Origin of the sequence: Nonomuraea roseola (genome assembly GCF_039535395.1) — a bacterium.
In the GTDB taxonomy this organism is placed as follows: Bacteria; Actinomycetota; Actinomycetes; order Streptosporangiales; family Streptosporangiaceae; genus Nonomuraea; species Nonomuraea roseola.
In genome coordinates, this window is record NZ_BAAAXC010000014.1 from 382,652 (window position 1) to 408,326 (window position 25,675).

Below are 25,675 nucleotides of genomic sequence, written 5' to 3' on the forward strand. Positions count from 1 at the left end.
CTAGGACAGGAAGCGCAGCACGGCCAGGACGCGACGGCTGTAGCCGGTCGTGTGCGACAGGCCCAGCTTGTCGAAGACCGAGTTGACGTGCTTCTCGACCGCGCTCTGCGAGATGAACAGCGCCTCGGCGACGGAGGCGTTGGTGTAGCCCTGCGCCATGTGCTCCAGCACCTCGCGCTCACGCGGCGTGAGTCTGGCCAGCGGATCCACCTGCGGGCTGCGGGCCAGCAGCTGCCGTACGACCTCGGGGTCGAAGGCGGCCCCGCCCGCGCCCACCCGCTCCAGCGCGTCGAGGAAGTCGCCGACCTGCGCGACTCTGTCCTTCAGCAGGTAGCCGACGCCGTCGACGTCGCCCGACATCAGCTCGGTGGCGTATTTCTTCTCGACGTACTGCGACAGCACCAGGACCCTGACGCGTGGCCAGCGGCGCCTGATCTCCAGGGCGGCGCGCAGCCCCTCGTCGGTGTGGGTGGGCGGCATCCGCACGTCGACCACCACGATGTCGGGCCGCTCGGCCTCCACCGCCTCGACCAGCGCCGTGCCGTCGCCGACGGCGGCGAGCACCTCGTGGCCCTCCTCGGCCAGCAGCCTGACCAGGCCCTCGCGCAGCAGCGTCGAGTCTTCGGCAAGGATCACCCGCACGGCAGCTCCGCTCTCACCACGGTCGGCCCCCCTGAGGGGCTCGACACCGCGAACACGCCGTCGAGCGCGGCGACCCTGCGGGCCAGGCCGGACAGGCCGCCTCCCGAGGGGTCGGCCCCGCCCCTGCCGTCGTCTCGCACGCTCACGACGACCATCGTCCCATCGACGGCGACCTCCACGGTGATCAGGCCCGCCTCTGCGTGCTTGGCCGCGTTCGTCACCGACTCGCAGACCAGGAAGTACGCGGCCGTCTCCACCTCTCGCGGCGGCCGCGACGGCAGCTCGCAGCTCACCTTCACCGGTACGGCGGAGCGCTCGGCGACGGCGGCCAGCGCCTCGCCGAGGCCGAGGCTGTCCAGGCCGCTCGGGTAGGCCCGCCACGCGACCTCGCGCAGCTCGGCGAGGGCCTGCTGGGCCTCCTCGTGCGCCTGGTCGAGCAGCTCGACGCGGCCTCGTTTCGCTCTGCCGATCACCATGGCCAGCGCCACGAGGCGCTGCTGGAGCCCGTCGTGCAGGTCGCGCTCGATGCGGCGGCGTTCGGCGTCGACGGCGGCGAGCACGCCCGCGCGGGTCTCCGCGAGCTCGGCGATCCTGCGTTCGAGCGCCTCGGTGGAGTGCGGGCCGAGCGTGCGCAGGGCCAGGCGGCGCTCGAGCGCCTGCACGCCCACGATGCCGGTCAGGTCCATGAACAGCAGCACGACGCCCGAAACCGTCAGGTAGATCAGGATGGGAGGGGTCATGTACATGCCGTCGAAGGACTCTCCGCGAGCCCACCTCCACGCGATGAGCAGCGCCGTGACCGCACCGATGACAAGGAGGGCGACCACCAGGCCGCCCATCACGCCCACGGGCACCCGCAGCGCCAGATAGCGCAGCGCCTGGCCCCGGGAGAAGTCGCCCACCCGCACGCCCAGCCGCCGGGTCTCCAGCCGCGCCACCCGCGAGGCGTGCTCCGCCAGGCGGGGATGGGCCAGGAAAGGGAGCGCGACGAGTTCGGCCAGGGCGCTCAGCGCTCCCATGGTGACGCTAAGAACGACCCGCATGCCTGCCCTTGCGCCGCTCGGTCAGCCGTACGCCGACGAAGACGAGGATCGCGAGCACCACGATGCCGATCACCACGTTGGTGCCGATGCCGACGTAGCCCTCGACGAGCTGCCAGTTCTCACCGAGGTAGTAGCCCGCCATGACAAAGATGGTGTTCCAGATCGCGCTGCCGAGCGTGGTGAAGAGAAGGAACACCCAGATCGGCATGCGCTCCACCCCTGCGGGGATCGAGATCATGCTGCGGAAGATGGGGATCATCCGGCCGAAGAACACGGTCTTCACGCCGTGCTTGGCGAAGAAGGCCTCGGTCTTCTCGATGTCGGAGACCTTGATCAGCGGCAGCCGGCGCGCGATGGCCACCACCCTGTCCCTGCCCAGCAGGGCCCCGACCAGGTAGAGGGCGAGCGCTCCGACGACCGAGCCCGCGGTGGTCCACACCAGGGCCTCGACCAGCCCCATGCGGCCCTGGCCCGCGGTGAATCCGGCCAGAGGGAGGATCACTTCGCTCGGTAGCGGCGGGAAGAGATTCTCGAGCGCGATGGCCAGCCCCGCGCCAGGCGCGCCCAGGGTCTCCATCAGGCCGGTGGCCCACCCGGCGATCCCGTCGTTAGATGTCATGCCCTGAGCCTACGAGCGATCACACGATGTGCGAATGCGGTCACCTGCCGAATTCTGGGTGTGGTAAACCACAGCTACAGCGTACGGTACGCTGTACGGCTATGCGGGAACTCCTTCGGCACGCGGCCATCTTCGAACCGGGCGACCCGCCCAGGACGGGCACCATGGCCTTCCTCGACCCTGAAGGCGGCGAGCGCGCGACCATCGCCGAGCCGGAGGGGCTGCGCGAGGTACGCGTCACCCGCGTTCCCGTCAACGAGGCGATCGCACAGCTCAGCAGGGCTCGCGCCGACGACAGCGCCCATCCTGCCACCCGATTCTGGGGCACGGTGGCGCTGCTGGCGCTCCAGCTGGTCGCCAGGGGCCGCATCAGGCCCGGCGTCACCTCGGGCGACTTCGCCGCCTGGCGGGCGGGCCCGCTCGACGCCGCCGACGTGGCCAAGGTGAAGGAGCTGGCCGACGCCATGCCCGCCGCGGCCAGGGCCATCCCGCTCGAAGGGGTGCTGCTGCTGCCTGACGCCGAGGGGCTGGTGCGCGCCTTCCTCGACGCCGTCGCCGACGGGATGCCGCGCTCCCCCGGCGCGCTGCGGGCCGTCGGCGTGCCCGCCTTCTCCGCCGCCAAGCCGGTGAAGACGCCCCAGCTGCGCGAGTGGGCCGCCGACCCCGGCGTACGGCTGTCGCTGCGCGTGGAGAGCGCCGGCGACGGCCACGAGAGGTTCCGCGCGGTCGTCCAGCTGCACAGCCTCTCCGACCCCACGCTGGTCGTCGACGCCGCCGACCTGTGGGAGGGCCGCGACCCCGGCCTCGGCGCGAGGGCGAAGGTCGAGGCCCTCGTCGAGCTGCGCAGGGCGGTCAGGCGATGGCCGCCGCTCGAACGGCTGCTCGACGCCGAGGTGCCCGACGAGCTGGAGCTGACCGACGAGGAGGTCTCCGCCCTGTTGTCGGGCGCGGCCGCAGGGATCGACGTGCACTGGCCGCGCGAGCTGGTGCGCGGCGTGAGCGCGCGAGCGATGATCGACGGGGAGTCCAGCGGGCTGTTCAGCTTCAACTGGCACCTGTCGCTCGGCGACGACCCGCTGACCGCCGCCGAGATGGACCGGCTGGCCGAGGCGCACCGCCCCGTCGTACGGCTGCGCGACCAGTGGGTGCTGATCGACCCCGCCACGGCCCGCAAGGCCGCCAACCGCGAGATGAAGCCGCTGACCGGCATCGAGGCCATCGGCGCCGCCCTCACGGGCACGGCGCTGGTCGAGGAGGAGGAGATCGAGGTCTCCCCCGGCCCCGTCCTCGACGAGCTGCGCGGCAGGCTGCTGGCCGAACCGGTGGAGCAGCCGCCCGCCCTGGCCGCCACGCTGCGCGACTACCAGCTGGCGGGGCTGCGCTGGCTGGCCCAGATGACCGCGCTCGGGCTCGGCGGCTGCCTGGCCGACGACATGGGGCTCGGCAAGACGATCACGCTCATCGCCCTCCACCTGCATCGCGGCGGCGGCCCCACGCTCGTCGTCTGCCCTGCCTCGCTGCTGGGCAACTGGGAGAGGGAGATCGCCAGGTTCGCACCGGGCGTGCCCGTACGGCGCTACCACGGCGCCCAGCGCACGCTGCCGGAGAGCGGATTCGTGCTCACCACCTACGGCACCATGCGCGTCGACGCGGCCAAGCTGGCCGAGCACCCCTGGGACCTGGTGGTCGCCGACGAGGCCCAGCACGTCAAGAACCACCGCTCGGGCACCGCCAAGGCGCTGCGCGAGATCCCCTCTGCCGCCCGCGTCGCCCTGACCGGCACCCCCGTCGAGAACACGCTGTCGGAGTTGTGGGCGATCCTCGACTGGACCACCCCCGGCCTGCTGGGCTCGCTGGCGCGCTTCCGCGCCAGGTGGGAGCCGCAGCCCGACAAGCTCGGCCGCCTCATCGCGCCCTTCCTGCTGCGCCGCAAGAAGTCCGACCCCGGCATCGCGCCCGAGCTGCCGCCCAAGACCGAGACAGACAGGCCAGTCTCCCTGACCAGGGAGCAGACCGTGCTGTACGAGGCCACGGTGCGCGAGCTGATGTCGGCGATCTCCGACGCGGACGGCATGGCCAGGCGCGGCCTGATCGTGAAGCTGCTCACCGGGCTCAAGCAGATCTGCAACCACCCCGCCCAGTTCCTGCACGAGAAGGACCCCGCGCTGGAGGGCCGCTCGGGCAAGCTCGAGCTGCTGGACGAGCTGCTCGACACCATCCTCGCCGAGGACGGCGCCGTGCTGGTCTTCACCCAGTACGTCACGATGGCCCGCCTGCTGGAGCGGCATCTGGCCGCCAGGGGCGTGACCACCCAGTTCCTGCACGGCGGCACCCCCGTCCCCAGGCGCGAGGAGATGGTCAGGCGCTTCCAGGACGGCGAGAGCCCGGTCTTCCTGCTCTCGCTCAAGGCGGCAGGAACCGGCCTCAACCTCACCCGCGCCGACCACGTGATCCACTTCGACCGGTGGTGGAACCCCGCCGTCGAGGACCAGGCCACCGACCGCGCCTACCGCATCGGCCAGACCAAACCCGTCCAGGTGCACAGGCTCATCGCCGAGGGCACGGTCGAGGACCGCATCGCCGCGATGCTCGAGACCAAGCGGTCGCTCGCCGAGGCCGTGCTCTCCAACAACTTCACCGAACTCACCGACGCGGACCTGCTCAACCTCGTGGAGCTGCGATGACCGCCGCCAAGGGCTTCCCCGCCTTCCCTCCGCAGCGCGCCGGCGCCCGCTTCGCCACCTCGTGGTGGGGCAGGGCCTGGCTCAAGGCGCTGGAGGACACCTCCCTCGACCACACGCTGCTCGCCAAGGGCCGCGCCTTCGCCAAGACAGGCCAGCTGGGCCCCATCACGGTCAGCGAGGGCCGCATCGCCTCGGTGGCCTCGGCCGAGTACTCGGCGGTGGTGCACATCAGCCCGCTGCCCGACTGGGACCGCTTCCTCGAGCAGGTCGCCGCCAAGGCGGGCCACCTGGCCGCGCTGCTCGACGGCGACATGCCGTACGACCTGGTCGAGCTGCTGCCCGGAGTGGGCGACCTCGAGCCCGACTGCGAATGCCCCGACTGGGGTCACCCCTGCAAGCACGCCGCGGCCCTGTGCTACCAGGCCTCCTGGCTGCTCGACCGCGACCCGTTCCTGCTCATGCTCATGCGCGGCATGGACAAGGACGACCTGCTCGCGGCGCTCCAGCAGGCCGCCGCCCCCTCCGGCACGCCCGTCGAGGAGGCCTACGCCCACGGGGTGCCGCCGCTGCCCCGCCTGTCGTCGGCGGAGCTTCCCGCCGCCGAGCCGCTGGAGGTGGAGCCGGCGCCAGGCGTCGATCCCGCCGCGATGCGGGTGCTGGCCGCCGACGCCGCGCTGCGCGCCCGCGAGCTGCTGACCTCGGGCGCCGCCGCCGTGCTCACCGAGTTCCACGACAGAGTGCGGCTCGCCGCCGTCCACGACCTCGACATCGGGCTGCCCGCCGCCGTCCAGTCCTGGCGGTACGGCGGTGCGAGCGCCCTCGACACGCTGACCACGGCCTGGACCCCGCCCAAGCAGGCCGTCGCCCGCGCCGCCTGGCAGCTGCCGGGCTTCGAGGCCGCGCGCAACCGGTGGACTCTCGGCGAGGTCCAGCTCCGTTACGGCAAGGACGGCCGGTGGTATCCCTTCGTGGCCGCGGACGGAGACTGGCATCCCGCGGGACCGGCCGAGTCCGACCCCGCCGCCGCGCTGGCCGTCGCCAGGGGAGCCGACTGACTGCATGTCGCGGAGGTAGACTCGAAGACACCGAGGTCTCTTCGCGCGTTGGCATTCAGGTCGGCGTCGCCCACGGCGATTCACTGCATCGGCCCCTGAGCGGGCCCTGGACAGGCGACAATGACCGATTCTCCTTTTCTCGCGACGCGAGCGACGCCCTCCTCCCAGGGCTATGACGGAAGCGCACCCTTCCCCGAGCAGGACGCGCCGGCCGAGGCCGGCCCCCTGCAGATCTCCCTCACCACCGCGATCGTGGTCGCCCCCTTCCTCGCCCTGGCCGCCGGTGTCTGGCTGGCCTGGGGCAGCGGGATCTCCCTCACCGACGTGGTGCTGTTCGCGGTGCTCTACGTCGTGACAGGGCTCGGCGTCACGGTCGGCTTCCACCGGCTGCTCACCCACCGCTCCTTCGTCGCCCGCCCGTGGCTGCGCGTCACGCTGGCCGTCGCGGGCTCGATGGGCTTCCAGGGCAACGTCGTCGACTGGGTGGCGGTGCACCGCCGCCACCACGCCTTCACCGACCGACCCGGCGACCCGCACTCTCCCTACCGCTACGGCACCCACCTGCGTGGGCAGCTGCGCGGGCTGGCCCACGCCCACCTGGGCTGGATGTTCAGCGCCGACCCGACGCCGGCCGAACGCTACGCGCCCGACCTGCTCGACGACCCCGCCATGGTGCGCGTCGCGCGCGCCTTCCCCGCGCTGTGCGCGATCTCGCTGGCCCTGCCGTTCGTGGCGGGATGGGCGATCAGCGGCACCCTGTACGGCGGGCTGACCGCCTTCCTGTGGGCAGGGCTGGTCAGGGTCGCCCTGCTCCAGCACGTGACGTGGAGCGTCAACTCGCTCTGCCACATGATCGGCGACCGGCCGCACGCCACCCGTCGCCACGACCGCTCGACCAACCTGTGGCCGCTGGCCCTGCTGTCGTTCGGCGAGAGCTGGCACAACGGCCACCACAGCCAGCCCAGCTGCGCCCGCCACGGCCTCGGCCGCAACCAGATCGACCCGTCGGCCGCCCTCATCCGCCTGTTCGAGCGCCTGCGCTGGGCCGCCGACGTGCACTGGCAGAGGGAGATCAGACGCGGGGCCGATCGCGCCTCCTAGGGATTCGCGCCCCCGGCCTCGGGGGCGCGCAGCCGGCGCCTGTTTCCGGGTTCGGACCTTCGCGTGCGGAAAACGGGTTGCAGATCAAGATCGGGACGCGGGACGCTCCCCCGTGTGAAGATGCACGCCGACCAGCTCACGCTGTCGATCGAGATGGTGCGCACGCTGGTGGACAAGCAGTTTCCGCAGTGGCGGCGGCTGCCTGTCAGGAGCATCGCCGCCCAGGGGACGGTCAACGCCATCTTCCGCATCGGCGACCTGTTCGCGGCTCGGTTCCCTCTCCAGTACGGGGACGTCGAGTCGACGCGGCGCCGGTTGGAGTCGGAGGCGCAGGCAGCCCGTGAGCTGGTGGGCCGCACGCGCTTTCGCACGCCCGAGCCGGTCGCGCTCGGCGAGCCGGGGGCGGGTTACCCGCTTGCCTGGTCGGTGCAGACGTGGCTGCCCGGCCTCGTGGCCACGGACGAGGACCCGGGGGAGTCGGTCGCGTTCGCCCACGACCTGGCCGGCCTCATCAACGACCTGCGCGCCATCGACACGCGCGGCCGCACGTTCGCGGGAACAGGCCGCGGAGGCGACCTCGCATCCCATGACGGGTGGATGGAGACCTGCTTCAGGCACAGCGAGCCGCTTCTGGACGTCCCCCGGCTCCGCCGCAGGTGGGCCCGCATGCGGGATCTGCCGCGCGACGCCGTCGACGTGATGAGCCACAGTGATCTGATCCCCGGCAACGTGCTCGTCTCCGCCGGGCGGGTGGCCGGGATCCTCGACGTCGGCGGCCTCGGACCGGCTGACCCTGCTCTGGATCTCGTGAGCGCCTGGCATCTGCTCGAGGCGGGGCCGCGGCAGGTGCTCCGCGAGGAGCTCGGCTGCGACGACCTCGAATGGGAGCGCGGCAAGGCGTGGGCCTTCGAGCAGGCGATGGGGGTGGTCTGGTACTACGTCGACAGCAACCCCGGCATGAGCCGGATGGGCCGACGCACCCTGGACCGCATCCTGGCGGCCTGAGCGTCGAGCCGCCCCACCCGCTCCGACACCGTCTGTCCGGTCCCGGCAGGCGGGGGCTGTTCTCATCCCTCGCTCCGGACGCGCCCCGAGTGGGGCGGCCGACGGCCGGGCCGTCCCGGGTGGGCAGCGGGTGTCAGCCCGTCGTCCAAGGCCGGAGCTTCTCGGGGTTCCGTACTGCCCAGATGTGCTTGATCCGGTCGCCTGCGACGTCGATCGCCAGCACCACCACGGTGACGCCGTCCAACTGCGCCACCAGACCGGGCTGACCGTTGACCGTACGCTCCAGGATCGTCAGGCCGGGCGCCTTGGTGGCGATCTCGACGAAGATGCGCGCGATCTCCTCGCCACCTTCGATCGGGCGGAGCACGGCGCTGACGAGACCGCCGCCGTCGGCGATCCCCGTGGCGTCGGGGGCGAGGATGCCGACGAGAGCGGCGATGTCCTTGGCCTCCCATGCCTGCTTGAAGGCTCTGACGAGGTCGGCGCGCTGGGCTGCCGGGGTCGTGGGAGCCTCCGACGCGCGGATGCGACGGCGGGCTGAGGAGGCCAGCTGGCGGCAGGCCGCCGGCGTGCGGCCGACGATCTCGGCCACCTCTGTGAAGGAGTAGCGGAAGACGTCGTGCAGGATGAAGGCGACGCGCTCGGCCGGGGTCATCGATTCGAGCACGACGAGGAAGGCCATGTTGATCGACTCGTCGAGGGTCACCCGGTCGGCCGGGTCGGCCGTGGTGCCGCCCGACCGCCCGTCGATCCACTCCATACGATCGGGCAGCGGCTCCGGGATCCATTCGCCCACGTAGCGCTCACGCCGGGCCCGTGCAGAGCCGAGCAGGTCGAGGCAGATGCGGCTGGCGACTCTCGTCAGCCAGGCGCCGGGGGATTCGATGGCTTCCTGCTGCTGCCGGGACATGGCGTACCAGCGGGCGTAGGTCTCCTGGACGACGTCCTCGGCATCGGCCAGGGAGCCGAGGAGCCGGTAGGCGAGATTGATCAGCTGACGCCGCTCGCTCATGATCGCGCTCAGGCCCGGATCGGGCCGGCCGTCTCCTGGCCCGGATGGGGTGGTCATGGTGTGGCCGGCCTTCCTTGTCGCGTCTGCCCTCACCAGATCGACGAGACAGCCCCTCGGATTGTGAGGTTGAGGCGTCACCCCACGTTCCGAGGGGCCGCGTCGTATGCGCCGGTCACGGCCGGACGTGGCCTCTCGTTCCGATCGAGCCGCGAGAGGCAGGCGCGGATGTGATGTGTTCCGCGGGGCTCAGAGGAAGGTGACCGGGGTGATGTCCATGGTGCTGGAGCACGGCGACGGCACGCGAGACGTCGAGCAGACGGCGCGCAAGATGTACTTCGCCTCCCACTACGTGGACGCCGATCGCTACGAATGGGAGCCCGACTGGAGTGGCCGCCCGCTACGGGCGACGTTCGAGCGGTTCTTCAGGCAGCTCGGCAGGCGCTCACCCAACTTCGACCCCTCCGACCCCGTCCCTTCCGCTGGAGGCAACCCCTTCGCCGCCCTGGCCGACCGCTCGGACCTACGCTCCGTCGGGCAGCGCGACGACGTGCTCCGCTTCACCGAGCCGTCCGTGCCCGAGGACGTCGATCTGGTCGGCACCGTGACCCTGCTGGCGCGCCTGACGGCCCCCGCAGGCGCGAACGTGCACGTCCGGCTGCTCGACCTCACACCTGACGGCAGCGCGTTCCTCATGGCCAAGGGCCAGCTTCGGCTCGACGTGCCCCTGGCAGGGCAGGCGGCGACGCACGAACGAGCCATGACCGCCGAGACCGCCACCCGCTTCCCGCCTCTTCCCAAGGAGCCGAGCATGTCCGACACCCCCTTCGCCCCCGCCCTGACCTTCGCCTTCGAGATCCGCGCCCACCTGTCCCCCACCCTGCACGTCGGGCACGGAGACGGAGAGAGGACCGAGTTCACCCCCGTCGTCGGCGGCACGGTCGACGGCCCGTCGCTCAGGGGATCGTCCTGCCCGGCGGCGGCGACTGGTCGAACACGCGCGGCCGGGTCTGCGAACTCGACGCCCGCTACCTCCTCCAGGCGGAGGACGGCGCGGTCATCGACGTGGTCAACCGGGGGTACTACCACGAGGGCGGGCAGAGTGCGGACCAGTACGACGGCGACCTTCAGGTGGCCAGGACCGGCGTGTACCACCGCACCTCGCCCACCTTCCGCACCGACGCGCAGGCGCACCGGTGGCTCGCCGAGACCGTCTTCGTCGGTCTCGCCCGCGAGGCGGCCGGCGACGTCGTCGCCATCCGCATGTACGCCCTGGCCTGACGGGCCCCGCCTACCGGTGCGGCGCCGCCCTGTCGAGCAGGTCGCGGACGGCCTCGATGACGGCGTCAGGCTGTTCCACGTGGAGGTGGTTGTGCGCGGCGTCCTTGAGCACGCGCTGCTCCCCCCGTGGAACGGCCGCCGCCATCGCCGCGTGCATGGCGCGCACGCCCTCGAGCCCCTGGCGCATGACCTCGGGAGACATGAACTGCGCCCAGTAGGGGTTGTCGCCTCCGGCGGTGAGCACGATCAACGGGACGTCGGGCAGCCCTCCCCCATGCCTGAGCTCGTCGTAGATCTCGGTCTCGAAGTTCTCCGTCTCCCGCAGGCTCGTCCGCCACGACGCGAGGTGGTGATCGATCAGCGGCTCGCGCGCAGCGTCGGGCCACTGCGCGTAGATCTGCGCGTACTGCCCGCGGGCGGCCTCGATCTGCTCGGCGGTCAGGTCAGGCATCTCGGCCTCGTTCAGCTTCATCCGCTCGCTCAGCTCGGCCATCTGCTCCGGCATGAAGGTCAGAATGTCCTCGTGGCCGGGGTCCACCAGGAGCAGGCCGGCCACCTCGGCGGGGAAGAGCTGCGCGTAGCGGCGCGCGTAGAACGCGCCCAACGAGTGGCCCACCAGCAGGTAGGGGCCGGGCACCTCGGCGGCGCGCAGGAGGCGGCGCAGCTCGTGGGCGACCTCCTCCGCCCGGCGGGGCAGCTCGACCCGGTCGCTCCAGCCCGTCCCCGCGCGGTCGTAGAGCACGCTCGTGGCGAACTCGGCGGCCCGCTCCTGGACGTTCAGGAAGTCAAGGCCGACCAGGCCCGCCCCCGGCAGGAACACCACGCTCGGAGTCCCCTCGCCGGAGCGGTGCAGCAGCAGGCGCCGACCTTCCACGTCGTACTGCCGCCCCACGGGCGGCTCCTCGAATGACTGCTCTGACATGTCCGTTCCTTCCGCATCATCATTCTCAATGCGAGAACAGTATCAGCTTGCGAAAGGTTGCAGTGTGAGATGATGACGCCGTGGACACGTTGGAACTGCTGGCGCATCCGGTACGGCTGCGCGTCGTGCACGCCATGTCAGGCGGGCGGACGCTCACGACCTCCCAGCTGTGCGCGCGGATGCCCGATATCTCCAAGGCCACCGTCTACCGCCAGGTCGGCCTGCTCGCCGAGGGAGGCGTGCTCGAGATCGACGGCGAGCAGCGGGTGCGCGGCGCCGTCGAGCGCACGTACCGGCTGCGCGGGGAGCTGGCGCTGATCGACGCGGAGACGGCCGCGTCGGCGTCGCTGGAGGACCACCGCCGCGTGTTCGCCACCGCGATGGCCACTCTCATCGCCGAGTTCAACGTCTTCCTCGACAGGGGGCACGGCGGCTCGATCGCCGAGTCGGTCGGCTACCGCCAGCACGCGCTCTGGCTCAGCAGGGAGGAGCTCGCCGACATGATCAGCGAGCTGCGCGGGACGATCGTGGCCCGTATGGCCAACGAACCCACGCCCGAGCGCGCGCAGTACCTGCTCAGCCCGATCCTCTTCCCGCTCGAGGAGCCGGCGGCGCAGGCGCGGGCAGAGCGGGGGCCAGGAGTCACTCCCTGACGCTGAGGCCCAGGTTGGCGGCGATGGTGATGGCCTGGACGGGGTCGATGATCGCGCCGGCGATCTCGCAGGTGACGGGGTCGAGCGAGGTGAGGTCACTGCCCCGCAGATCGCACCGGGTGAGGTCGGCCTTGCTCAGCCAGGCGCCCGACAGGTCGACGCCCCTGAGCTTCGCCCCGGCGAAGCGGGCACCCGTCAGGTCGGCCTCCCGCATGCGCACGTCGGCGAACGTGGCGTTGCGCAGGTCGGCGCCGGGCAGCCCCACGAACGACCAGTCGCCGCCCGAGACCTTCATCAGGTCGTAGGTCGAGCCGTCGAACATGCTGCCCACGAACTTGCACCTGGTGAAGGTCGCGTCGAAGAAGGACGTCCTGGTGAAGGTGCAGTTGATGAAGCCGCTCTCCTCGTGTGTGGAGGCGTTGAAGCGGCAGTTGCGGAACGTGCACTCGAAGAACTCCGCGCCCCTGCTGACCGCCTCGGTGAGATCCACGTCGACGAAGGCGACCCGCCGGTGCTGCTCGCCCGACAGGTCCTTGCTGTCCCAGTCGGCGGAGTGAACGGTGGTGTCGGTCGGCGGCGCTGGCACCCCGTGCTTGCGGTCAGCCATCATGGGCGGAAAGCCTAGAGGGCGGCGGCGACAGTTTCTGCAGCGCCCTGAGCGTCGTGGCCAGTTCCTCCTGCACGATGCGGCTGGCCGCCTCCCTGTCGAACTTCTCGATCGCGGTGACCAGCCCGGCGTGCGAGGCGTCGCCGTGGTTGGGGTCGCCGGCGCGCAGCTTGAGCAGGTCGACCAGGTCGATCAACCCCTGCCGCAGCGCGGGCACGAACTCGGCGAACAGGTCGGTGAGCACCGGGTTGCGCGCCGCGGCCACCACCGCCGCGTGGAGGGCGATGTCGGCGTCGACGAAGGCGGCGTCGTCGCCCGCGGAGGCGGCGCGCCTGGCCGCGAGAGCCGCCTTCAACGCCTCGAGGTCGGCGGGCCTCCTGCGCTCGGCGGCCAGCCTGGCGGCCTGCACCTCGACCAGCATCCTGACCTCGTACACGTCCGCCACGGCCGCCCGCCGCAGGCGCGCGGACCACTCCTCGGCCGCCTCGGTCGCGATGACGAACACCCCGGCGCCCTGGCGGGCCTGCAGCAGCCCCGCCCCTGCCAGCGCGCGCAGCGCCTCGCGGACGGTCGACCTTCCCACGCCGAGCGTCTTGGCCAGTGTCGTCTCTCCGGGCAGCTTCGTGCCGACCGGGTAGCGCCCCGCGGCTATCTCCGCGCGGAGGTGCTGCGTGGCCTGGTCGACGAGCGGACTGGGACGGAGCATCGAAACCTCTCAGGTTGTCTGAGGAGCTGAGGTGTGCTTAATCTACCGCACATGACCTGGAATCCCCAGCGCCCGAGCCCCATGTCCTACCACCGTTACCAGTCCTTTGACCAGCGCGTCGAGGTGCCGCTCACCGAGCGGGCCTGGCCGGGGAGGCGGCTCGGACGGGCGCCCCTCTGGGTGTCTGTGGACCTGCGCGACGGCAACCAGGCGCTGGCCGAACCCATGGACACCCCGCGCAAGCGCCGCCTGTTCGACCTGCTGGTCAGAATGGGCTTCAAGGAGATCGAGGTCGGCTACCCCTCGGCCAGCCAGACCGACTTCGACTTCGTCAGACACCTGGCCGAGAGCGACGCCGTGCCCGACGACGTGACGCTGGTCGTCTTCACCGCCGCCCGCCGCGACCTGATCGAGCGGACCTTCGCCTCCGTCGAGGGGCTGCCGCGCACGGTCGTGCACCTGTACACCGCGACCGCGCCGGTCTGGCGGGAGGTGGTGCTGGGCCGGGCCAGGCCGGAGGTCCGCGCGCTGATCACGGACGCGGCCGAGCACATGGCCAGGCTGGGCACGGCCGCCACCCGCTTCCAGTTCTCGCCCGAGGTGTTCAACCTCACCGAGCCCGACTTCGTCCTGGAGGTCTGCGACGGCCTCACCGAGCTGTGGGACGCCTCCCCGGACCGTCCGGTGATCCACAACCTGCCCGCCACCGTCGAGATCGCCACCCCCAACGTCTACGCCGACCAGATCGAGTACATGCACAGGCACCTGGCCAGGCGCGAGTCGGTCATCCTGTCGGTCCACCCGCACAACGACAGGGGCACCGGCGTCGCCTGCGCGGAGCTGGCCGTACTGGCGGGGGCGCAGCGGGTGGAGGGCTGCCTGTTCGGCAACGGCGAGCGCACCGGCAACGTCGACCTGGTCACCCTGGCGATGAACCTCTACGCCCAGGGCGTGGACCCCATGCTGGACTTCTCCGACATCGACGCCGTCCGCGAGACCGTGGAGGCGTGCAACAGGCTGCCGGTGCACCCGCGCCATCCCTACGGCGGCGAGCTGGTCTACACCGCCTTCTCCGGCACCCACCAGGACGCCATCAGCAAGGGTCTGGCCCACCAGAGGCCCGACGAGCCGTGGCGGGTGCCGTACCTGCCGATCGATCCGGCCGACGTCGGCCGCAGCTACGAGGCTGTCATCAGGGTCAACAGCCAGTCGGGCAAGGGCGGCATCGCGCACCTGCTGCACACGCACTACGGGCTCGACCTGCCCGTACGGCTGCGCGCCGACTTCGCCGCCGTCGTGCAGGCCGCCACCGACGGCAGCGGCCACGAGGCCACGCCGCAGGACCTGTGGCGGCTGTTCCAGGCGACCTACCTCGAGACTCCCGCGATGGCGTGGAGCACGGCCGAGGTGGCGCCTGACGAGCACCGCTTCACCTGCGAGCTGGGCGAGGGGAGCGGCAACGGCCCTCTGTCCGCCCTCGTCGACGCCCTGCGCGGGGCGGGGATCGACGTGGACATCCTGCACTTCGCCGAGCACGCGGCGGTCGCGGGGCCCGACAGCCCCGCGATCGCCTATGCCGAGTGCAGGGTGGCGGGCGCGACCTGGTGGGGCGCAGGTCAGGACGGCTCGGTGCTGACCGCCTCGGTGCGGGCGGTCCTGTCCGCCGTCACCAGGGCGCGGCGAGGAGGCCGGACCACGGGGCCGTCTGTCAGGTGAGGCGGTCGGGGATCGACGCGAGGAGGTCCTCGTACTGGACGAACAGGCGCGGGACAGGGGTCCCGGTCGTGGCGTGGGTGTCGGCCTCGGTGAGCGCGGTCCAGCAGGCGGCCATGAGCCGGCGGGCGTGGGCGCCGGGCCAGGGCTGCGGGAGGAGCTCGGAGGGCAGGAGGGGGTCTGGTTCCATGGCGTGGGTGAAGGCCGCGGCGAGCTGGACGGCCATGGTCAGCTGCTCGGACCCGGTGAGGGTGTCCGGCTGCGCGAGCCGGTCGAGGCAGACCCGGGCGAAGTCGGCGAGGCGGTCGTGGCGGGCGGCGATGTCGTCCAGGGGCCAGAGGGCGGCGGCCAGGGCCAGCGGGTCATCGTGGCCCCCGATGCGCAGGTCGGTGGTGGTGAGGCAGGTGAGCGCGTGGGCGACGTCGAGGTGGCGGGCCTGGGCTTCGACGAGTTCTTCGATGCGGTTCGCGCTGACGTAGAGGCCGCTTTGGACGGGGGCGGCGCCGAGGTGGCGCAAGGTGTCGCGAAGGGCGTCGCGAGAGGTCCTGCTCGACTCGGGGATGGCGAAGGCGAACAGGTGCCAGACACCGTCCCAGGGGGCGAGCCCGTGGTCCTGGCGGTAGGCGTGGCGGACGTAGGCGAGGTTGGGGGTGAGCGAGCCGGTGGCGTCGGCGACCGTCCTCAACAGGGCCTTGCGTCCGCGGCCTTCGTGGCTGAAGCGGCCCTCGGCGACAAGCCGCTTGACGCACAGGCGGACCTGCTGGTCGCTCATGCCGAGAAGGCCCGCGACGGTGTAGAGCTCACCGGCGTCGACGGTGCCGTCCTCGCGGACCAGGGCGTGCACCAGCAGCCGGGTGGGGACGGGCGCAGGGGCGGCGCTGTCCGCGTCGGCCCGCGTGCGCATCGGGGTGTTCGAGAGGGTGCTCATCAAGCCGCCCTGCGCTTCGTCGAGACGGCCGGCGTGACGGGCCTGTGCATGGTGGTGACGGCGCCGAAGCCCATCAGGTGGCGTAGGTACGGGGTCTTCTCGGTGTGTACGGCGATGAAGCCGTGCCGTTCGTACAGGGCGCGGGCGCGCGGATTGACGTCGATGACGTCGAGGCGGATGCGCCGGCAGGAGTGCTCGGCGGCCACGGCCGCGATCTCGCGCAGCAGGAGGCTGCCGATGCCCTTGCCCCGGTGCTCGGGGGCGACGGCGATGCCGTCCATCACGAGCTCGCCGTCAGCAGGGCGCCGTTCCAACAGGGCGAGGAGGGCCAGGCGCGGCAGTCCGCGCAGAGTCCCGTAGGCGGACAGGACGTCGCCAGGGCCGCCGCCCGTCAGGCCGCGTCCGCCGAGCTGGTAGCCGGCCACCCCTGCCACCTCGCCGTCGACGACGGCTGCCACACCCCGGTCGTGGTGGAGGTGGGCCGCGAGGAAGGCGCGGGCCTTGTCCGGCGGGTTCAGGGCGGCGCCGAGCTTCCGTCCGAACGCCTGCCAGTACAGCGCGGCCACCCGGGACTCACTGCCCTCGGGCAGGCCCCTGCGCACCTCCGGGCCTTCCGGACTGCCCGGCCTGGTTCCCGGCTTCGTCGTGTCCATCGGCGCTCCTCCTGAGCGGCGGGCCGGACGCCCGCCCGTTTGCACTATCAACCCTACTACGCTCATTCTCTATACGAGCGTATCAACAACAATAGTTCGGAGTGGGTATGAGCCGAGGAATGGCAACGCGGCGCCGGCGGCGCGTCCTGGTGTGGTCGTTGGCCGCCGTGCTGCTGGTGGGCGCGGGGCTCGGCGGTGTCGCGGTCTGGCAGAACACCTACGCGCTACGGGAGGAGCGCATCACCGTGCGCCACGACGGGCGGTCGCTGGACGGCGTCCTCGCCCGGCCGGAGAGCGGCGACGGCCCCTTCGGCCTGGTGGTCTTCGTTCACGGCGACGGACCCATCGACGCCACGCACGACACCTTCTACCGGCCCCTGTGGGAGTCCTTCGCGAAGGCCGGCTACGCCTCGCTCTCCCTGAGCAAGCCCGGCATCGGCGCCTCCGAGGGGAGCTGGCTGGACCAGAGCATGGACGATCGAGCCGGCGAGACCCTCGCCGCGATCACCTGGGCGCGCACGCGTCCCGACATCGACGCTCGGCGCATCGGTCTGTGGGGGGCCAGTCAGGCAGGGTGGGTGCTGCCCAAGGTCGCGGCCCGCGACCGCGCTGTGCGGTTCGTCATCGCGGTCTCACCGGCCGTCGACTGGCAACAGCAGGGGCGCTACAACCTCCTCGCCGACCTGCGCACGAACGGCGCCACCGAGGACGAGAAACGTGCGGCGCTGCGACGGCGCGAGGCGAACCTGCGCCTGCTGCGGCAGGGCGCGACCTTCGAGGAGTACCGCACCGCCGTCGGCGACACCGACGGCATGACCGCCGAACGCTGGCGGTTCATCGCCAAGAACTACCGCTCCAACGCGAGCGAGGACCTGCGCGCCATGCGCGGCACCCCCACGCTCCTGGTGCTGGCCGGGCACGACGTCAACGTCGACGTCGCCGACACCGAGGCCGCCTACCGGCGCATCCTGCCTCCCGCCTCCCTGACTGTGCGGCACTACCCCGACGCCACCCACTCGCTGGTCGACCACGCCGTCGAGAACTCCTCGCCGCGCCTCACCCTCACCGCCGTCTTCGCCCCGCGCCGCCTGTACGCGCCCGGATTCCTCGCCGACCAGCGCCACTTCGTCGAACAGATCACCGACCACAAGGAAACCGACTGACCACCGCAACCATTCCTGCGGGTTAGGGCGGCCCTCTCGCAGCAGCACACCCAGCTCGTCGCGGGCTGCCACGTCCGGGGCTGGGCCATCCGTCACCAGGGCCGTGCGGCCCGGTCAGCGGCGCCGATCCACGACAACGAAGGCGGCGGCTTGTGCTTAGGGATCTTTCCCGACCTCTGCGGCCTCCCACGCGGCGCGGATCGCCGGCCCTGATGCGGCCTGATGCATTTGTGTGCGGCAGCCTCACCGGCGCCCCGTATGCGGCAAGATCGCTCCATGCGTCCGAGCCGCGATCCCTTCGTCCTGCTCTTCACCGGGGCCGTCGCGCTTGCCTCGGTCCTGACGCTCATCGAGGCGAGCACTCCCGGCCTGTCCTACTGGGCCTTGGCGCTGGCGCTGTACTGGGTGGCGCTCGCCATCGCCACCGCCTGGTTCGCACGGGTGAGGGAACCTGGCACCGGCAACCGAGCGTGGAAGCCCTGGATGTTCGTGCCGGTCGCGCTGGTGCTGGGCACCGTGCTGCTGGTCGAACTCGACGCGCCCCTTCACGCGCGCTTCGCCCTGTCCGAGCCGAGCCTGGAGCGCTACGCCCGGTCAGTGCGCGACGACCATGACAGCAACCGGTGGTGGGGCCTGTATCAGGTGGGCTACGTGGAGAAGATTCCAGGGGGAGCGAGGTTCACGGTCACCTCGCTCACGATGGATTGGCAGAGCTACGGCTTCGCCTACAGCCCGGATCGGGCGCCGGAAGAGGGCCGGTATGAACACTTCAAGGGCCCCTGGTACATCTGGAGCGAGGGACCCTGAAGGCGCCGAACAGCCGCGCCGATCCACTCGTTCACCGCGCATCACCAAGATCGTTCACTGGGGCCTCGGCCTGCCGACCCGTACGGCCGAGCGCGATGACCGGGCTAGCAGGTGGCGATGAGCGCGTAGCGTTCGTCGTCGATGTGCTTGCCCCACAGACGCGGGTCGGTCAGCGGCTCCACGCGAAGGCCGGTGACGAGGTCGCGCAGCGCGAGCGACAGCGTCGCCGCCGTGACCCCGCCCGACCATGGTGTCCCCCCCGTCGGAGCCCGTGCCCCAGCGGCCCTCGACGAGCACGAGCCTGCCGCCTGGACGCACCAGGTCGCGCCAGCGGCGCAGCGCGGCATGGGGATCGGGCATGGCCTACACCACGTGCCTGCACAGCAGCACGTCGAAGCGCGCCTCGCCCACGGGCGGGTCGGCCGCGTCGCCGGTGAGAACCTCGACGGGCAGCCCCGCCACCTTGGCCCTGGCCAGCTCGACCATGCGGGGCGACAGGTCGACACCGGTGACCGTGTGACCCTCCTCGGCCAGCAGGCGCGCCAGCGTGCCCGTGCCGCAGCCGACGTCGAGCACGCGTGAGGGCGGCTCGGGCAGCCAGGAGATCAGGCGCTCACGCCAGGCGGCGCGCACCTCGGGATCGAGCAGGCCGTGGTCGGCCTCCTGGTCGAAGGTGGCAGCGGCGCTGTCCCAGTAGTCCGTCGTCATGAGGGCGCTGTGCCAGGCGGCACCGACAGAACTGTGCCAGGCGGCACCGACAGAACGGCGTCCGCTCTCAGGGCGGTCCGAGGACCTCGAAGGTGACGAGCGGGAGGCGGCACCTCACTCCCGGGTGAGCCGCCGCAGTGGGCCATGGCCGTACGAGACCGCTGCGAGAGCAGCGCGCCTCACGTGTCCGAGCGCGGGCCCGCGGGGAGGGTTCCCGCGATGATGGCGTGGAGCCCGTGCTCGAAGGCCGCGTCTCCCCCGGCGGAGGAGCCCTCCCTCAGCGCCACGATCAGTGGCGCCTCGGCGTCGCCGTCAAGGAGAGCGATCAGGGGGTCGAGCGAGGCGGCGCCGGGCGGACGCGCGGCCTGCTCCTGCAGGACGAATCCCGTGACGTAGTGGCTGATCGCGGTGACGGTGCGCAGCGCGAGCACGGGCGTGAAGCCGTGGGCCTGCATCGCCGTCAGCTCCTCGTTGAGCCGCCTGATCGGCTCCTGGCCCAGGCCGGTGGCGTTGGCGACGACGCGAGCGCCGTCGCGGTGGGCCAGGAGCGACCTGCGGTAGGAGCGGCCACGTCTGGCCAGCCAGTCCTGCCAGGACTCACCCTCCTCGGGCGGCCCCATCCCCGCCGACAGGACGATGGCGCCCGCCATGCCGTCCAGCAGGTCCTGCTTGGTGCGGATATGCCAGTACAGGGCGGGCGAGCGCACGCCGAGCTCCGCGGCCAGGCGGCGGACCGTCAGCCCCTCCAGCCCCACCTCGTCGAGCAGGCGCAGCGCCGCGTCGATCAGCTTCTGCGGCGTCAGCCCCGCCCGCCTGTTCTCACCCATCGACCAGCCACCTTAGCACTGCTAAGCTCTCCTTAGCGTTGCTAAGGAGAGTCGTGATCACTGCATCCTCCGCGGACGGCACCGAGGTCAGGGCCTCGGATCAGGGTCAGGGCCCGATCGTGCTGGTGCTGCACGCGGGGCTCGACGACGGCTCGCAGTGGGGCGAGGTCGCCGCACGGCTCGCGCCGCGCTTCCGCGTCGTGCGCGTCCATCGCCGGCAGTACCGGCTGGACCTGACCCCGCCGAGCACGATCGCCCAGGAGGTCGAGGACGTGCTGGCGGTCGTGGCCGCGCTCGGCGGCGGGCCCGTCCTGCTCGTCGGGCACTCCTCGGGCGGCGTGGTGGCGTTGGAGGCCGCGCTCGCCTCCCCCGCCGCCTTCGGCGGGCTGGTCCTCTACGAGCCGCCCGTCGTGGTCGGCACGTCACTGGGCGGCACGGCGACCGCGGCGGCCCAGGCCGCCGTCGAGCGCGGCCGTCCCGGCAGGGCGCTCCAGATCTTCCTGCGCGATGTCGTACGGCTGCCGCCGTGGCAGGCCGGGCTCATCAGGCTGATCCTCCCCTTCTACCCCCGGCTGCGGGCGCTGGTCCCCCGGCAGATCGACGACCTCCAGGCCATCGACCGGTTGGGGGAACGCCTCGACGCCTACGGAGCCGTCGGGGCGCCCACCGTGCTGCTGGGCGGCGGGACCAGCCCCGCGCATCTCGGCGAGCGACTCGACGCCCTGGCCAGGGTGCTGCCGGCGGCCGAGCGCGTGACCCTGCCAGGGCAGGGCCACGGCGGCCATATGCGCGCCCCTGGCCAGGTGGCGCGGGTGATCGAGGAGCACGGCCTGCGGGTCTTGTAGGCGGGCGCGACGGCCCCCGAGGTCGAGCGTCGCGCCCGGCTCCTTCCTGACAGCGGCCTCAGACAGTGGCGTCCCACGGGTCAGGTGGGGTGAAGGTGGAGGTGACGGGGACGAAGCGGGAGTCCTCCGCCGAGGTCAGGATCGCGGTCATGACCTCGACGACGTGCAGCGCCAGCTCGCCCGACGCCCGGTGCGGCCGGCCCTCGGCGATGGCCTGCGCCATCTCCAGCACGCCGAGGCCGCGGCCCGCCGTGGCGCCCTTCACCGGCAGGTCGGTCCAGTCGGGGGCTCCGGTGCGGCGCAGCCGTACGGGGCCGGTGAAGTCGTTGGGGTTGGGCGCCGCGAGCGTCGCCTCGGTGCCCGTGAGCTCCAGGAAGTCGCCGCGCGACAGCGGCGAGTCGAAGGAGAACACGGTCGTGGCCCGCTGGCCTCCCGCGAACTCCAGCAGGGCGCTGACGTGCGTGAGCACCTCCACGTCGAAGACGGATCCCGCCAGCGGGCCCGAGCCGATGCGCCGCTGCGCGTGCGCCCTGCTGCCGTTGGCGGCCACCCTCGTGACCGGCCCGAACAGGACGGCGAGCGCGGTCAGGTAGTAGGGGCCCATGTCGAACAGCGGGCCCGCGCCCGGCTTGAAGAGGAACTCGGGGCTCGGATGCCAGCGCTCGGGGCCTGGCCCCTGCAGAAGGGTGATGGCCGACAGCGGCCTGCCGATGTCCCCCGCCGCGAGGCTGCGGGCGACGGTCTGCAGCCCCGCGCCGAGGAAGGTGTCGGGCGCGCAGCCGACCCTGACCCCCGCCGCCTCGGCCGCCTCCAGCAGTTCGCGGCCCGCGGCGGGCTCGAGGGTCAGCGGCTTCTCGTTGTAGACGTGCCGTCCCGCCGCGATGACCTGGGTAGCGACCTCGGCGTGCGCGGCCGGCACCGTGAGGTTGACGACGATCTCGACGTCGGGGTGGTTGACGACCCGCTCGACCTCTCCCGCGACCGGCACGCCGTACTCCTTGGCGACGGCCCGCGCGCGCTCCACGTCGAGGTCGGCGCAGGCGACCACGCGTACGTCGGTGAAGGAGGTCAGGTTGGTGAGGTACTGCTGACTGATGTTGCCGCAGCCGACGATGGCGATTCCCGTCATCGGCCCTCCACCGAGCGCAGGTAGGCGAGGGAGTCGGCCAGCGCGTCGAAGATGTCCGTGGCGCAGCTGTCGAGCTCGACCACGCGTCTTGCCTGCGGGGCGGCGGCCAGGATGTCGGGGATGGGCAGCGTGCCGGAGCCGACCGCGGTCATCGGCTCGCCGAGCGTGGCAGGGCCATCCTTGACGTGCAGGAACTGCACCCGTTCGCCCAGCCTGCCGAGCAGCGAGGGCACGTCGGCGCCGCCGACCGCGGCCCAGTAGACGTCCACCTCCAGCACCACGGCGGGGTCGAGCAGGTCGGCCAGCACCTCCAGCGCGTGACGTCCGCCGACCCGCGAGGCCAGCTCCCAGTGGTGGTTGTGGTAGCCGACGGTGACGCCGTGCTCGGCTCCCCACGCGGAGGCCGCGTTCAGCGCGTCGGCGGTCCTTCCGATCCCCTCCTGCGTCGTGAACTCCTCCGGCCCCACCATCGGCACGATGAGCGTGCCCGCGACCTTGAGATAGTCGTCCCTGTTCGGTCCGAGCAGGGGGGCGTGGGCGGAGGGGACCTCGAACCCGTCCACGGGGGTCAGATCGAACGGTTCGACCGCCTCGTACCCGAGTGAGGCGAGCCTGGAGAGGGTGGCGGCTGGGTCGGCGGCCAGATGGTCTCTGAGGGTGTAGAGCTGCACGGCATAAGACCTCATGGTGATGAACGCTAACTATGCCGGGTGTGTGGTGCAATGTCCCCATGACGGTCGAGGATCCCGAGATCGATCTCCTGACGGAGGCCTTTCTCCGCCAGCCCGCGCGCTACACCAGTCATCAGGTGGCCGCGATGGCGGGCGTGCCGGTCTACCGTGCGCGCCGCTACTGGCGCGCGCTCGGGTTCGCGAACGTCGCCGACGAGGCGGTGGTCTTCACCGACGCCGACGTGGAGGCGCTCAGGACCCTGGTCAGCCTGGTCGGCGACGGGTGCTACGACGAGGAGCACATGCTGCTGGTCACCAGGGCGCTCGGCAGGGCGACGGCCGCGCTGGCCGAGTCGCAGGCCGAGCTGGGCGCCGAGACGCTCGACCAGGCGGGCGTGCCGCTGTCGGCGCGCCCGACGGCGTGGAGGGCGCGCGCCGACCGCGTGGTGCCCTCGCTGGAGCAGCTGCTGGTCTACACCTGGCGGCGCCAGCTCGCCTCCGCCGCGGGGCGCATCGTGGACCAGGAGGTCGGCACCGTACGGCTGGCCGTCGGCTTCGCCGACATGGTGGGTTTCACAAGGATGAGCAGGCAGATCCCGGAGAAGGAGCTGGCCGGGCTGGTCGAGCGGTTCGAGGGCCGCTCCGCCGACGTCGTCACCTCCTCGGGCGGCAGGGTGGTGAAGACCCTGGGCGACTCGGTACTGTTCGTCGCCGACTCCGCGGCCGTGGCGGCCGAGATCGCGCTGCGACTGATCCAGGTGCACGCCCCCGACAGGGCGATGCCCGACCTGCGCGTCGGGCTGGCGCTCGGCCCGGTGATCAGCAGGATGGGCGACGTGTTCGGCACCACCGTCAACCTGGCTAGCAGGCTGACCTCGCTGGCGCCCGCGGGCGGGGTCCTGGCCGACCCTGAGCTGGCGGGCGGCCTGGTAGGGAGCGCGGCCTTCGCCCTGACCCCCGCCGAACCGATGACGGCCAAGGGCCTGGGCGAACTGCGCCCCTCCCTCCTTCGCAGGGCGGGCCGTCCGTAGCTACACCTGTTCGGGCTCGGTCAGCACGGGCTCGAGGAAGGTGAGGGCGCCCTTCTCGGTGTCGAGGCGGGCGCGCACGCCGATCGGGTAGGTCTGCATGGCGACGTTGTGGCCGATGTCCGCGCCCGCCAGCACGGGGACGCCCAGGTCGCCGAGGCGCTCGACGAGCATGCGCTCGACGTCGCGCGGGTCGCCGCAGTCGGTGAACGTGCCGAGGACGATGCCCGCGACGCCATCGCTGTAGGTGGCCCTGCGCAGCTGGGTGACGTAGCGGTCGAGGCGGAACAGCTCCTCGTCGACGTCCTCGAGGAAGAGGATCCCGCCACGGGCGGGCAGGCTGGTGTCGGTGCCGAGGGAGGCGGCCAGCAGGGTGACGGTCCCGCCGAGTGTGACGCCCTCCGCGACTCCTGGGACGACGGTCCTGAAGCCGGGGAAGGTCAGCTCCCTCACCTCTGCGGGGGTGAAGAGCAGCCGCATGAGCTGGTCGAAGTCGTACTCGCCAGGGCCCTGGTAGAAGCCGTCGCACGCCACCATCGGGCCGAACAGCGACACCCAGCCGAGCTTGACGGCGACGGCCTCCAGCAGCGCGGTCACGTCGGAGTAGCCCACCACGACCTTCGGCCTCGCGGGGTCGACGACGCTCCAGTCGACGAACTCGAGCGTGCGCTGCATGCCGTACCCCCCGCACGCGCAGAAGACGGCGGCGAAGGCGGGGTCGGCCAGCGCGGCGGTCAGCTCCGCCGCGCGGGTGGCGTCGTCTCCCGCCAGGTAGTCGTACTCGGTGCCGCCCATGCGCACGGCGCTGAAGACCTCGGGCTTGAGGCCGACGTGCTCCATCGCGAGCAGACCGCGTTCGAGGTTGACCTGGTTGGGCGGGCCGCTGGCGGCGATCACCGCCACGCGGTCGCCGGGGCGGAGGGCAGGCGGGCGGATCACTCGGTTACCTCCAGGGGGTCAGGGTGGGGCGGGTCGATCGTGCCGCACTCGCCGAATGGTGTCGACAGCGACCCGCCATCCCAAGGGCCGTGAACGCTTGTGAGCCTGACCGCGCACGGTTTCGAGGCTCCCCCAGGTCGCTCGGAGGGCCGGTTCAGTAGCCGATCGTGAAGCGCCGCTGGACGAAGCGGGGCAGTTCCGCCTCGTCGACAAGGGCGACGGCGGCATCCTCCGAGGAGATGCGGCTGCGTCCGTCAGCGTCGACGACCGGCTGGTCGCCGCCGATCCGGAACCGGCCGGTGCGCTGACCGGGCGCGATGTCCTCGGCCGGGCTGAAGTAGGTCCAGAGCCGATTGGACGTGCGCAGGACGTTCAGGGCATCCCGGTGCCCGCGTACGGCCGCGGCGTACGCCCTCGGCAGCCCCAGCTGATCGAGGCTCCCGTGCAGGATTTCGTCGGAGTCGGCTGGTACGAGGCCAGGTTCGATCTCCAGGCTGCCGGCGCCGCCGATCACGATCAGCCGGGTCCTGGGGTGGCTCTCCAGCGCCTTGAGCAGCGCTCGGGCGGCGGTGGCGTAGACCGTGGGATCGGCGATCGAACGCGCCACGGTGTCGGCGAAGTCATTGGCGGCGTTGCCGGGCTGGAATCCGCTGATCAGTATGTCCAGCCCAGGCAGGACCGCGGCGATGCTCTCGGCGTCGAGGACGTCGATGCTCCTCCAGACGACGTTCTTCCGCTCTTCGCTGATCCGGCTGGCGTCGCGGGTGAACGCTGTGACGTGGTGCCCTCTGTCGAGGGCCTCGGTGACGACGCGGCTTCCGATGCCGCCCGTCGCTCCGATGATTCCGATGTGCATGGGTCCCCCCGTGTAGTCGAGTCGGGCGTGAAGAAACTATACGGCGTGAAGTTTCTTCACGGCAACCAGTCCGGTGACGGG

At 71.8% G+C, this 25,675-nt stretch carries 26 protein-coding genes and 1 pseudogene; 11 read left to right on the forward strand and 16 right to left on the reverse strand.

Annotation, left to right across the window (positions count from 1 at the left end; genetic code table 11):
• Genes ABFX55_RS20125 through ABFX55_RS20135 form a run of 3 tightly spaced genes read right to left on the reverse strand, consistent with a single transcriptional unit; the run spans position 1 to position 2,304 of the window.
• Positions 1-642: a response regulator gene (locus ABFX55_RS20125; RefSeq protein WP_346123168.1), complete on the reverse strand. Its 642-nt coding sequence runs from the start codon at positions 640-642 to the stop codon at positions 1-3.
• Entirely contained in the window at positions 633-1,685 is a 1,053-nt protein-coding gene (locus tag ABFX55_RS20130) for a sensor histidine kinase (RefSeq protein WP_346123170.1), read from the reverse strand. The genes ABFX55_RS20125 and ABFX55_RS20130 overlap by 10 nt, the downstream gene beginning before the upstream one ends.
• A complete protein-coding gene (locus tag ABFX55_RS20135; RefSeq protein ID WP_346123171.1) occupies positions 1,669-2,304 on the reverse strand; it encodes a DedA family protein in 636 nt (211 codons plus the stop codon). The genes ABFX55_RS20130 and ABFX55_RS20135 overlap by 17 nt, the downstream gene beginning before the upstream one ends.
• 101 nt (positions 2,305-2,405) lie before the next feature.
• On the opposite strand from ABFX55_RS20135, the gene ABFX55_RS20140 reads away from it, so the two are divergent.
• The 4 genes from ABFX55_RS20140 (at position 2,406) to ABFX55_RS20155 (ending at position 8,149) form a co-directional block, all read left to right on the forward strand.
• Positions 2,406-4,988: a DEAD/DEAH box helicase gene (locus ABFX55_RS20140; protein ID WP_346123173.1), complete on the forward strand. Its 2,583-nt coding sequence runs from the start codon at positions 2,406-2,408 to the stop codon at positions 4,986-4,988.
• Positions 4,985-6,043: an SWIM zinc finger family protein gene (locus ABFX55_RS20145; RefSeq protein ID WP_346123175.1), complete on the forward strand. Its 1,059-nt coding sequence runs from the start codon at positions 4,985-4,987 to the stop codon at positions 6,041-6,043. Before ABFX55_RS20140 ends, ABFX55_RS20145 begins: the two co-directional genes overlap by 4 nt.
• 120 nt (positions 6,044-6,163) lie before the next feature.
• The gene (locus ABFX55_RS20150; protein ID WP_346123177.1) at positions 6,164-7,144 is read left to right on the forward strand and encodes an acyl-CoA desaturase; all 981 of its coding nucleotides are present in this window, start codon (positions 6,164-6,166) and stop codon (positions 7,142-7,144) included.
• A gap of 120 nt (positions 7,145-7,264) precedes the next feature.
• A complete protein-coding gene (locus tag ABFX55_RS20155) occupies positions 7,265-8,149 on the forward strand; it encodes an aminoglycoside phosphotransferase family protein (protein WP_346124101.1) in 885 nt (294 codons plus the stop codon).
• A gap of 133 nt (positions 8,150-8,282) precedes the next feature.
• Here the strand turns inward: ABFX55_RS20155 and sigJ are convergent, their stop codons facing one another.
• Complete coding sequence (sigJ, locus tag ABFX55_RS20160; RefSeq protein ID WP_346123178.1) at positions 8,283-9,218, reverse strand: RNA polymerase sigma factor SigJ; 936 nt, start codon at positions 9,216-9,218, stop codon at positions 8,283-8,285.
• Positions 9,219-9,489: 271 nt separating this feature from the next.
• On the opposite strand from sigJ, the pseudogene ABFX55_RS49860 reads away from it, so the two are divergent.
• Positions 9,490-10,439: pseudogene (locus ABFX55_RS49860) on the forward strand (DUF3237 domain-containing protein).
• Between the two features lie 10 nt (positions 10,440-10,449).
• Here ABFX55_RS49860 and ABFX55_RS20175 read toward each other — a convergent pair.
• A complete protein-coding gene (locus tag ABFX55_RS20175) occupies positions 10,450-11,361 on the reverse strand; it encodes an alpha/beta fold hydrolase (RefSeq protein ID WP_346123180.1) in 912 nt (303 codons plus the stop codon).
• An 80-nt stretch (positions 11,362-11,441) separates the two neighbouring features.
• On the opposite strand from ABFX55_RS20175, the gene ABFX55_RS20180 reads away from it, so the two are divergent.
• The gene (locus ABFX55_RS20180) at positions 11,442-12,014 is read left to right on the forward strand and encodes a helix-turn-helix domain-containing protein (protein ID WP_346123182.1); all 573 of its coding nucleotides are present in this window, start codon (positions 11,442-11,444) and stop codon (positions 12,012-12,014) included.
• Here ABFX55_RS20180 and ABFX55_RS20185 read toward each other — a convergent pair.
• Positions 12,004-12,624, reverse strand: coding sequence for a pentapeptide repeat-containing protein (locus ABFX55_RS20185; RefSeq protein WP_346123184.1), 621 nt, complete (start codon positions 12,622-12,624; stop codon positions 12,004-12,006). The two genes, ABFX55_RS20180 and ABFX55_RS20185, sit on opposite strands and share 11 nt — an antisense overlap.
• On the reverse strand, positions 12,614-13,327 hold the full coding sequence (locus ABFX55_RS20190; RefSeq protein WP_346123185.1) for a FadR/GntR family transcriptional regulator: 714 nt from the start codon (positions 13,325-13,327) through the stop codon (positions 12,614-12,616). Before ABFX55_RS20190 ends, ABFX55_RS20185 begins: the two co-directional genes overlap by 11 nt.
• 51 nt (positions 13,328-13,378) lie before the next feature.
• Between ABFX55_RS20190 and leuA the strand changes: the two genes are divergently transcribed.
• Positions 13,379-15,043, forward strand: coding sequence for a 2-isopropylmalate synthase (leuA, locus tag ABFX55_RS20195; protein ID WP_346123187.1), 1,665 nt, complete (start codon positions 13,379-13,381; stop codon positions 15,041-15,043).
• Here leuA and ABFX55_RS20200 read toward each other — a convergent pair.
• Both ABFX55_RS20200 and ABFX55_RS20205 read right to left on the reverse strand, forming a co-directional pair.
• The gene (locus ABFX55_RS20200; RefSeq protein ID WP_346123188.1) at positions 15,036-15,968 is read right to left on the reverse strand and encodes a PaaX family transcriptional regulator C-terminal domain-containing protein; all 933 of its coding nucleotides are present in this window, start codon (positions 15,966-15,968) and stop codon (positions 15,036-15,038) included. The two genes, leuA and ABFX55_RS20200, sit on opposite strands and share 8 nt — an antisense overlap.
• A complete protein-coding gene (locus tag ABFX55_RS20205; RefSeq protein ID WP_346123190.1) occupies positions 15,968-16,621 on the reverse strand; it encodes a GNAT family N-acetyltransferase in 654 nt (217 codons plus the stop codon). Before ABFX55_RS20205 ends, ABFX55_RS20200 begins: the two co-directional genes overlap by 1 nt.
• Before the next feature lie 119 nt (positions 16,622-16,740).
• Between ABFX55_RS20205 and ABFX55_RS20210 the strand changes: the two genes are divergently transcribed.
• On the forward strand, positions 16,741-17,784 hold the full coding sequence (locus ABFX55_RS20210) for an alpha/beta hydrolase family protein (protein WP_346123192.1): 1,044 nt from the start codon (positions 16,741-16,743) through the stop codon (positions 17,782-17,784).
• Between the two features lie 276 nt (positions 17,785-18,060).
• A complete protein-coding gene (locus ABFX55_RS20215) occupies positions 18,061-18,591 on the forward strand; it encodes a hypothetical protein (protein WP_346123194.1) in 531 nt (176 codons plus the stop codon).
• A gap of 104 nt (positions 18,592-18,695) precedes the next feature.
• Here the strand turns inward: ABFX55_RS20215 and ABFX55_RS20220 are convergent, their stop codons facing one another.
• From ABFX55_RS20220 to ABFX55_RS20230, 3 genes are all read right to left on the reverse strand, one after another.
• A complete protein-coding gene (locus ABFX55_RS20220) occupies positions 18,696-18,938 on the reverse strand; it encodes a hypothetical protein (protein ID WP_346123196.1) in 243 nt (80 codons plus the stop codon).
• Positions 18,939-18,954: 16 nt separating this feature from the next.
• Entirely contained in the window at positions 18,955-19,299 is a 345-nt protein-coding gene (locus ABFX55_RS20225) for a class I SAM-dependent methyltransferase (protein ID WP_346123198.1), read from the reverse strand.
• Between the two features lie 179 nt (positions 19,300-19,478).
• Positions 19,479-20,126 carry a TetR/AcrR family transcriptional regulator C-terminal domain-containing protein gene (locus tag ABFX55_RS20230; RefSeq protein WP_346123200.1) on the reverse strand — a complete coding sequence of 216 codons (648 nt, stop codon included), beginning with the start codon at positions 20,124-20,126 and terminating at the stop codon, positions 19,479-19,481.
• Between the two features lie 53 nt (positions 20,127-20,179).
• Here ABFX55_RS20230 and ABFX55_RS20235 point away from each other — a divergent pair, with 53 nt between their 5' ends.
• A complete protein-coding gene (locus tag ABFX55_RS20235) occupies positions 20,180-20,971 on the forward strand; it encodes an alpha/beta fold hydrolase (RefSeq protein WP_346123202.1) in 792 nt (263 codons plus the stop codon).
• 58 nt (positions 20,972-21,029) lie between these two features.
• Here the strand turns inward: ABFX55_RS20235 and ABFX55_RS20240 are convergent, their stop codons facing one another.
• Together ABFX55_RS20240 and ABFX55_RS20245 are read right to left on the reverse strand one after the other, a co-directional pair.
• A complete protein-coding gene (locus tag ABFX55_RS20240) occupies positions 21,030-22,100 on the reverse strand; it encodes a Gfo/Idh/MocA family protein (RefSeq protein ID WP_346123203.1) in 1,071 nt (356 codons plus the stop codon).
• Entirely contained in the window at positions 22,097-22,786 is a 690-nt protein-coding gene (locus ABFX55_RS20245) for a sugar phosphate isomerase/epimerase family protein (RefSeq protein ID WP_346123205.1), read from the reverse strand. The genes ABFX55_RS20240 and ABFX55_RS20245 overlap by 4 nt, the downstream gene beginning before the upstream one ends.
• Before the next feature lie 44 nt (positions 22,787-22,830).
• On the opposite strand from ABFX55_RS20245, the gene ABFX55_RS20250 reads away from it, so the two are divergent.
• Entirely contained in the window at positions 22,831-23,802 is a 972-nt protein-coding gene (locus tag ABFX55_RS20250) for an adenylate/guanylate cyclase domain-containing protein (protein ID WP_346123206.1), read from the forward strand.
• Here ABFX55_RS20250 and ABFX55_RS20255 read toward each other — a convergent pair whose 3' ends face one another.
• Together ABFX55_RS20255 and ABFX55_RS20260 are read right to left on the reverse strand one after the other, a co-directional pair.
• Positions 23,803-24,738, reverse strand: coding sequence for a S66 peptidase family protein (locus ABFX55_RS20255; protein ID WP_346123208.1), 936 nt, complete (start codon positions 24,736-24,738; stop codon positions 23,803-23,805). It abuts the gene before it with no gap.
• A gap of 154 nt (positions 24,739-24,892) precedes the next feature.
• The gene (locus ABFX55_RS20260; protein WP_346123210.1) at positions 24,893-25,594 is read right to left on the reverse strand and encodes an NAD(P)-dependent oxidoreductase; all 702 of its coding nucleotides are present in this window, start codon (positions 25,592-25,594) and stop codon (positions 24,893-24,895) included.
• Positions 25,595-25,675: the final 81 nt, after the last annotated feature.